Raw genomic sequence first — 7,569 nt, forward strand, 5'->3', positions numbered from 1 at the left:
CTCGTTTTGGGTTAACGTCGATAATTTCGTTTTACCGTCTCGCTCGTTTTCCCTGACACTTATATAAACGCTCATACAATCGAATAAAGGCGAACTCTCTATAATTTAGGTTAATTATGCGATTATATTTATATAGGTACGTGAAACCTCGTTAAAAGGTCGATAGGGCTGCGATAATAATTCGAATATCTCATATAGGAAGAAACACGTCAGAAACCGTATACAAGCCGCTAGATGACGCATATGACGCCTTGAGTATAAAATATGTGAGCGAATTTTTTACGAAGTGTGATCGCTGGGTTTCGGGTGGCGTTGGTGAAATCGATAGTTGCTGCGAATAAACCCCCTAAGGTAAAAATGAAACGCGCTAGGTGAATACTACTGTTGAGAGGCTTCGACGGGGCGGCATGGGGGTCACGAGATTTTTTTTTCGAATGGGCGGCGACGTGGCGTGCTCTCGATCCTTCTGAATCGCTGCGAGACATTCACGACAAACACTTCGACTCTTTCATTCGCTTGTTACAAGTCTTTGTTAATAGTTTTGTTAATTCGCTTGTTAATCGAAGAGAGAACGAAGAAAGAAGTTTAATTAAATTCTTTTATTCTTTTAAATAGAAGAAAGATGAACGAAGATACTCGAATCACTCCGAAGACAACGATTAAAGAAGAACGAAGACAACGTTTTTATAATTCTTCTCTAAATTCTTTCTCGCAGCTTTTAAATAGATCCGAATACAAATACATACAGTAGAGGCAGCAGCCGTTACGTGAGGCGTTATGACCGTGTGGTGGTATGATATGGTGTCGTGGTGGCGTACGGTGTAGTCGTGTAGACGTATCGATCTATTAGCGTGTAGTCTTCCGATGTGAGCGCAGAAAGAGCAGCGGCAACGATTATATAGAAAGAATGAGCACCAACCTATATCGACTATGTGTGCGGACAAATGTGCGCCTTGTTATATATCGGTAGGTCATATCGGGGGATTAGCGTTATGGTGCGGGCTATTGGTCGGATATATACCGCCCTTGTGAAATATACATACTGCGGTGTGGTCGTTAGAAAATACGACATATGGTGCGCCCTATTCGATATACAATGCGTCCCGTGGTTATCAGTCTAAAAAGGTACACGTTTGTAGACGCCTAGAAAACAATCAGATACGTGTCTATTAATAGAGAAACATAAACCTTTTTGTACGTACATTAAACATTTGACCTTTATAGACTATACGTGTATATTTAAGTTAACGATAAAAAGAAACGGGGTTTTCATTATGGCAATCAGCTTTGCATATATACGCGTATCATCAAAGGATCAAAACTTAGATCGACAATACAAGGCACTAGAACCTTATGTAACGGAGGAGAAATATATATACAGTGATAAGGCTAGCGGAAAGGATATGGATCGTGAGGGCTTTCAGAACATGCTTAAAGCGATGCGCGCAGGAGATACATTATATATTAAATCGATCGATCGTCTCGGTCGGAACAAAGCGCAGATTAAAGAGTACCTCGAATACTTCAAACGAGAGAAGATTCGCGTTAAAATTATAGACCTTCCTACGACAATGACGGACGTTCCCGCAGGTCAAGACTGGGTTATCGATATGATTAATAACATTATCATCGAAGTTTATACGTCAATTGCCGAGCAAGAACGCCGTACGATCAAAGAGCGTCAACGTGAGGGCATCGACGCAGCGAAGGAAAAAGGAAAACATATCGGTCGCCCTGTTATGGAACTTCCTGCGGACTGGGATCGTTTATATGGCGAATGGAAAGCGAAGAAGATCATGGCAGTCGAGTTTATGGCAGCGGTTAATATGAAGAAGGCGACATTCTATAAGAAGGTAAAAGAATACGAGGCAGCGCTTTGAGTGGCGTTGTCTTTTTTGTATGCGCCGAAATCCTTAGATCTCTATGACGCAGCTAATTGTATGACTATCGTAAAATAAATTAAGATTATGCGCAGGAAATCGCAACCCCCTGATATTTCAAATAGCCCCTTCCGATCGAATTCTGCTGATGTAGCGAAGAAAAATGCGCAGATAATCCTATCGATCTATACGAAGTACTACATATATGTATCGATGTACAACGATCACGATACGCAATCTATCATAAATTACTAGCGATCAATACCGAAATGTAGCGAAGTGTACCGATCGCTATGAGGTCGTATATATGTAAATGGGTGTAACTGCTTTAGTTACACGGAACCCTAGTGCCGCAAGGGATCGCCGTTTCATTGGGACTATTACACGTGTTTACATCAATATTTAAATTATGCGATATATTATATAAATAAAAAGGAGCTGCGCTATATCCAACGTAAGAGCGTCGGAGCACAACCCCATAGCCTACGCAGAATTTCCACAACTACGTAGACCGCTTCTGTCAGACGTACAGACGCTAATAGAAGTATTAGAAGACTATTATACCATTTCCACGCTTTAAAGCATAGTAAGTCATTCCGTATTTGCTACAATACGTATTCACAAAAACGCTAGGAGGGTTAGCCCTAGCGCCATTAATGTGAATCTATATAATTAGGTATGTGGTGAATTATATAATATCGGCGTGTGGTGTCTACCTGTCACGTAGTGTTCGCCTTATAGCGGTTGGTTAGCCCGCCTGTTATATGGTGCCTTCGCTCGTCAATTTTATGCGGCAGGTGGTGTCGTCGGATTCCGTTCTATGTCGCTGAGGTGGTTAATCCCGTTGGACATTTCCGACCTATGCCGTACCTTCTCCGCGTGTGGTGTCCGCAGATTATTCGTAATGATCCGCCCATTTCTTCAAAAGGTAATATCTTCTATAGTAAATTTATATATCGTGTGGTGAGGATTTTCTATTGTACGCCCGCGTGTGGTGTCCGCCTCATAGCAGTTGGTTAGTCTGCCGTATATTTCAACGTACATTAGTCATTATAGCGTAATAAATTCGACGCCCTTATCTAGTTTGAGCCATTCCACAAATGCTATGTCAATTTCGCCCGCATTATAGCAATAGTCGTATTCTTCAAATAGCGCGTCTATTTCTCCGCTAGTCCATTCGGCTTTTAGCGTGATAACTGTTAAAATGTCCTCTCGCTTACTGTCGCCGTATAGATCGATTGTAGTAGCGGCAAATTTACGGTTTAACGCCCCCTTAATGCGTGGGCTTTCTAGTTCATACGGTATAGCGCTCATTTAGTTACGACCACCATTCCATTGATTCTCGTACTCATACGTGCTATACATGTAATCCTCTAAATATTCTCGATCAAATAGCAACTCAATCGGAATCTTCGTCATAAGAACGTGATCGTCGTAAATTTCTTTTTCGTATCGATCGCTCTTTTCCGAAACTGCTGATAGATTAGCGATAAGTAGATCTTTCTTATTAACATTCAAATGTGCATCGACTTTATCACAAACTTGATCGATAGCCTCGTAAAATGACGCTTTTAATACGTCGCTTGCTGCGTCGATCGTCGTAACCTCTTCGATATTTCCATTTTCATCGATAGAAGTTGCGCAGCCTAAGGCGATTCCGCCATTTTCAAAAGGGCTAAACGCAGCCGCTACGATTGAAAAACCTGTAAATAGTGCGATTCCTGTACTTTTTAACATAATTGATTACCTCTCTCATAATTAGTAGATGGTTTTTAAATCTTGTTCAAATAAAAGTGAGTTAACTAGGCTCACCTCGTTGATTTATTGTTTCGCTATCAACTGACTTAATCTTAACATATACGCCAAAATGGCGTCAACTTATTTATCAAAAAAAATATAAATTTATATTAAATAACATAATAAAAGCATGGAAACATATGTCGGGGTAGTTAGTCCCGATCATTTCCACGCTCAACCATCTACCTCTATGAAAAGGTATATGAAAAGTATAGTTGAATTGACGCAGAATTTCAAGGGACGTCCTATTTTAGAATATCTTTCATTGTTCTAACCTGATCGGCACTTTTCGGCGTTATACAAATGTAATAATTCTTATTATCGACCGACTTCGTATAGTACATTAAGCCGACCTTTTCCAACATAATTATATCGCGTTGGATAGATCGGAGGCTCTTCCCCGAATTATTGGCGATTTCGTCTAGCTTTCCGACTGAACAGCCATATTTTTCGTTATACAATTTCGCTATTACCATATAAAGGTGAATGTAGTCAGGTTTGAAACCGTCGATCTTCGTATATTCGTATAGATTTAGCGGCGTACCAATTGTATATAACCCACCTTCTTCGCGTGTTGTTGGTATAAATATCGTATGATCGCGTTTAATGGTCGAGATCCATTGTAATAACGATGCTTCGTCTCTTTTTGACATGTTGTACCCCCTTCGCGTCATGATGTCGTTAACATTATATAGAAACGCCGTTAACATGACAAGTCTGCGATATAATAAGCAACTCTATTCCGATTCTTTCCTTTTTCGAATGCGTTTGCCTATAATCTCAGTTAAAAACGCGAATCCAACCGATAGAGCTAAAACAACGCCTAGCGCGCCGATATAAACGTTACCCGTTGCGATTGTAATCGCCTTAGTTATATAAAGCATAGCGAATGTTACTAGTAATACTAATCTCTTTTTATTTCGTTCGCTTAGCTTGTTTCCTCGTTTCTTATCGCCGTTGTTATCGTTCTTTCTATTCCTCATCCTTGCGAATCCCCTTTCTATCGTTTAATTATCGCATATCTACGTTTATCTTAAAGGGAAAAGCGAAAAACCTTGCCGCCTCCCGCTATGGGCACGTCTCCCCTAACATCTAATTAAATTGTATCCTCTTATTTCTCTTTTATCTTTTTTATTTTTTCTCTTATAGATCTTACTCTATATTTTGTTTAAATCCACTTTTCTCGTCTCGCGGTTAGTGGTACTCTTCTATATTTTCCTCTATCCGTGGTTAGTGGTAGTTTTCTTTTTCCCTTAATCTCTTGACCTTTAAGGTTTTCGGTTTTTATCATGGCGCAGCGAAGTTAGGAAAACGGCTGGCAGACAGATTTATCCCCTAGATTTCGAAGTTAAAAAACTAAGAAAGCTAGAGAGATAAGCGACTTTACGGTTAATAACATGGCTTGCTTCGTCAGTGTTCCGTATGTAGACCCCATTCACTCAGCGATTTTCACCGCACGCACCCTTTAACGTAGGCTTGTCCCTGTAATATCGTCCCTACACGACAAGCTGAATGCGCTCCCTAGCACCGTAATGCTAACGATAACCTCCCGAACCTTTTAGACTAAACGCCTAGGTAAGTTCTCACCTTCCCGCAGCATACGAATAGGAATACACTACGGGGCGCTATCCTTGTAAGAGCCTTCGAGGACTCTCCGCACGACCGATAGCAAGCCAATCAGTTTTTAGCGTGGTTTACGGGCAATTCCACGTTCGGAATTACCGCACACCAACGCTTCTAATCAGCTAAAAAAGACAATAAGAAACCAAACCCCTTGCATTATATTTTAAAAAAATTTATAATGGGGGTACTGAATGTACGGAATGTCCGTTATTTAGTTTTTAATTTTAATTTTGAATGTTTTGAGTCCTCTGATTGCCGTCAGGGGACTTTTTTCGTTACCTTTTTTAAACGTACCGTTTTTCTAAAACCTTTAACGGTGAAAACTTTTTATGCGCTTCTCTTACGTCATTACCGAATAAATTAACATACGTTTTTACAATCTCCATACTCGTATGACCTAAGATCGCTTGTAACTCGAATATATTTGCTCCTTGTTGTACAGATAGCTTCGCAAATGTATGTCGGAAAGTATGCGGGCTACATCTAACGCCTTTTATACCCGACATTTCTCCGTACTTTTGTAAACGATTTTGTAATGCTCGTTTAGATAAACGTGAATTATCCACTGTTACAAACAATGCATCCTCTTCTACGTAACCACGAATCGCAATATATTTCTTTAACTGATTCTTCATATTCGATTGAAACGGAACTAATCTCTCCCGATAACTCTTCGCATTACGTACGCATAGTAAATTGTCTTCCCATCGAATATCCGCTAAGGACAGACCTATTAATTCATTAGCCCTTACCCCTGTTTCCAGTAATAACATCATCATTGTGTAATCTCTAACCCCTGTGAACGTTTTTAAGTCAGGTTGTCCAAATAGCTTGTCTAACTGTTCTTTTGTAAATGTTGCAATTACATGCTTACGATCTTTTAAAAGTTGTACTTTTTCAAATGGGTTCTTCGGTATATGTTTGTTCTTATATAGAAAATTAAAGAACGCACGTAAAGCCCTTAGTCGTGTATTAATTGTAACTATGCGCGCTCCCTTATAATTTCGAAGATATAAAATTACATTCTCTTTAATATGCTCTTCTGTTACATGACTTGGTTTTAAAATGCTAGGATTTATACCTTGCTCATTTAATTGATTAAGGAATGTATTTAATTCACTTCGATAAAATTTCATGGTGTATGGTCTAAGGTTACGGATTTCGCAGTCTTTTAAAAATAACAATATCGCATCCTCAAACGTCTCTACATACGATTTTGTTGTCCGACGCAGAATAGCTAGTTCACTATCATCTAATACGTTTTTACGTCTACTCATAAACGCCTATCCTCCTATCGTTGCGGGATAATCAGTGTACACGATTGACGGAGAAGTATTAGAGCATAAATAGAGCGCTTAGGGCATAAAAAAAGCGTCTCCCACCGCAGTAGGAAACGCTTGATATTTCGTAGTATTCTCGCATATTGTCCGCTTACAAACGCAAAAAAAGAGATGATTACTCATCTCTTCTCTTAATCCGTTCATGATACCGATGGTCGGGGTCGAACCGACACTCCCGAAGGAACACGATTTTGAGTCGTGCGCGTCTGCCAATTCCGCCACATCGGCACAAAAGAAAAGGCGGCAACCGGATTTGAACCGGTGATAAAGGTTTTGCAGACCTCTGCCTTACCACTTGGCTATGCCGCCATATTAAATTTTATTGGAGCGGAAGACGGGATTCGAACCCGCGACCCCAACCTTGGCAAGGTTGTATTCTACCACTGAACTACTTCCGCAAAAATGGCTGGGCTAGCTGGATTCGAACCAGCGCATGACGGAGTCAAAGTCCGTTGCCTTACCGCTTGGCTATAGCCCATCGAATTCTTACTTAATTATATGTAAGTATCAATTAAATTATTTGTAATTTTTAAAATAAAAATGGGGCGACTGATGGGAATCGAACCCACGAATGCCGGAGCCACAATCCGGTGCGTTAACCACTTCGCCACAACCGCCATGTTGTGTAAATATATTTGGCAGGGGCAGTAGGAATCGAACCCACACTGGAGGTTTTGGAGACCTCAGTTCTACCTTTAAACTATGCCCCTATGTAAATGGTGGAGGGGGGCAGATTCGAACTGCCGAACCCGAAGGAGCGGATTTACAGTCCGCCGCGTTTAGCCACTTCGCTACCCCTCCGAAACTTACATGGTGCCGGCTAGAGGACTTGAACCCCCAACCTACTGATTACAAGTCAGTTGCTCTACCAATTGAGCTAAGCCGGCGTATTTTATTAAAATAAATGGTGGCTCGGGACGGAATCGAAC

The 7,569-nt window shown here is 40.6% G+C and carries 6 protein-coding genes and 8 tRNA genes; 1 reads left to right on the forward strand and 13 read right to left on the reverse strand.

The window, feature by feature from the left end; all coding sequences use genetic code 11:
* The first annotated feature begins 1,274 nt into the window (after nucleotides 1-1,274).
* Entirely contained in the window at nucleotides 1,275-1,880 is a 606-nt protein-coding gene (locus RT27_RS06395) for a recombinase family protein (RefSeq protein ID WP_043935569.1), read from the forward strand.
* 1,050 nt (nucleotides 1,881-2,930) lie between these two features.
* On the opposite strand, the gene RT27_RS06400 is transcribed toward RT27_RS06395, so the two are convergent.
* The 13 genes from RT27_RS06400 to RT27_RS06460 all read right to left on the reverse strand — a co-directional run bounded on the left by RT27_RS06400 (nucleotide 2,931) and on the right by RT27_RS06460 (nucleotide 7,527).
* Nucleotides 2,931-3,194, reverse strand: coding sequence for a hypothetical protein (locus RT27_RS06400; RefSeq protein WP_043935570.1), 264 nt, complete (start codon nucleotides 3,192-3,194; stop codon nucleotides 2,931-2,933).
* Nucleotides 3,195-3,617 carry a hypothetical protein gene (locus RT27_RS06405; RefSeq protein WP_043935572.1) on the reverse strand — a complete coding sequence of 141 codons (423 nt, stop codon included), beginning with the start codon at nucleotides 3,615-3,617 and terminating at the stop codon, nucleotides 3,195-3,197. It lies immediately after the preceding gene.
* Between the two features lie 305 nt (nucleotides 3,618-3,922).
* Complete coding sequence (locus RT27_RS06410; RefSeq protein WP_043935574.1) at nucleotides 3,923-4,330, reverse strand: hypothetical protein; 408 nt, start codon at nucleotides 4,328-4,330, stop codon at nucleotides 3,923-3,925.
* A gap of 84 nt (nucleotides 4,331-4,414) precedes the next feature.
* Entirely contained in the window at nucleotides 4,415-4,660 is a 246-nt protein-coding gene (locus RT27_RS06415) for a hypothetical protein (RefSeq protein WP_043935575.1), read from the reverse strand.
* Between the two features lie 924 nt (nucleotides 4,661-5,584).
* Nucleotides 5,585-6,577 (reverse strand): tyrosine-type recombinase/integrase, encoded by a 993-nt coding sequence (locus tag RT27_RS06420; protein ID WP_043935576.1) that lies wholly within the window; start codon nucleotides 6,575-6,577, stop codon nucleotides 5,585-5,587.
* Nucleotides 6,578-6,786: 209 nt separating this feature from the next.
* Nucleotides 6,787-6,868 (reverse strand) — tRNA-Leu (locus RT27_RS06425).
* Nucleotides 6,869-6,878: 10 nt separating this feature from the next.
* Nucleotides 6,879-6,949: transfer RNA gene (locus RT27_RS06430), tRNA-Cys, on the reverse strand.
* Between the two features lie 14 nt (nucleotides 6,950-6,963).
* Nucleotides 6,964-7,038, reverse strand: a tRNA-Gly gene (locus RT27_RS06435).
* Nucleotides 7,039-7,043: 5 nt separating this feature from the next.
* A tRNA-Gln gene (locus tag RT27_RS06440) sits at nucleotides 7,044-7,118 on the reverse strand.
* Nucleotides 7,119-7,181: 63 nt separating this feature from the next.
* Nucleotides 7,182-7,257, reverse strand: a tRNA-His gene (locus tag RT27_RS06445).
* Nucleotides 7,258-7,276: 19 nt separating this feature from the next.
* Nucleotides 7,277-7,350: transfer RNA gene (locus tag RT27_RS06450), tRNA-Trp, on the reverse strand.
* Nucleotides 7,351-7,357: 7 nt separating this feature from the next.
* Nucleotides 7,358-7,441 (reverse strand) — tRNA-Tyr (locus RT27_RS06455).
* A gap of 10 nt (nucleotides 7,442-7,451) precedes the next feature.
* A tRNA-Thr gene (locus tag RT27_RS06460) sits at nucleotides 7,452-7,527 on the reverse strand.
* Nucleotides 7,528-7,569 lie beyond the last annotated feature (42 nt).

It is taken from the genome of Bacillus sp. L_1B0_5 (assembly GCF_000836715.1).
Classification (GTDB): Bacteria; Bacillota; Bacilli; order Bacillales; family Bacillaceae_G; genus Bacillus_A; species Bacillus_A thuringiensis_S.

Excerpts from the sequence above, each read along its gene's own strand:
- RT27_RS06405 (WP_043935572.1), bottom strand. The coding sequence starts at position 3,617 with ATGTTAAAAAGTACAGGAATCGCACTATTTACAGGTTTTTCAATCGTA.
- RT27_RS06415 (WP_043935575.1), bottom strand. The coding sequence starts at position 4,660 with ATGAGGAATAGAAAGAACGATAACAACGGCGATAAGAAACGAGGAAAC.
- RT27_RS06400 (WP_043935570.1), bottom strand. The coding sequence starts at position 3,194 with ATGAGCGCTATACCGTATGAACTAGAAAGCCCACGCATTAAGGGGGCG.
- RT27_RS06395 (WP_043935569.1), top strand. The coding sequence starts at position 1,275 with ATGGCAATCAGCTTTGCATATATACGCGTATCATCAAAGGATCAAAAC.
- RT27_RS06410 (WP_043935574.1), bottom strand. The coding sequence starts at position 4,330 with ATGTCAAAAAGAGACGAAGCATCGTTATTACAATGGATCTCGACCATT.
- RT27_RS06420 (WP_043935576.1), bottom strand. The coding sequence starts at position 6,577 with ATGAGTAGACGTAAAAACGTATTAGATGATAGTGAACTAGCTATTCTG.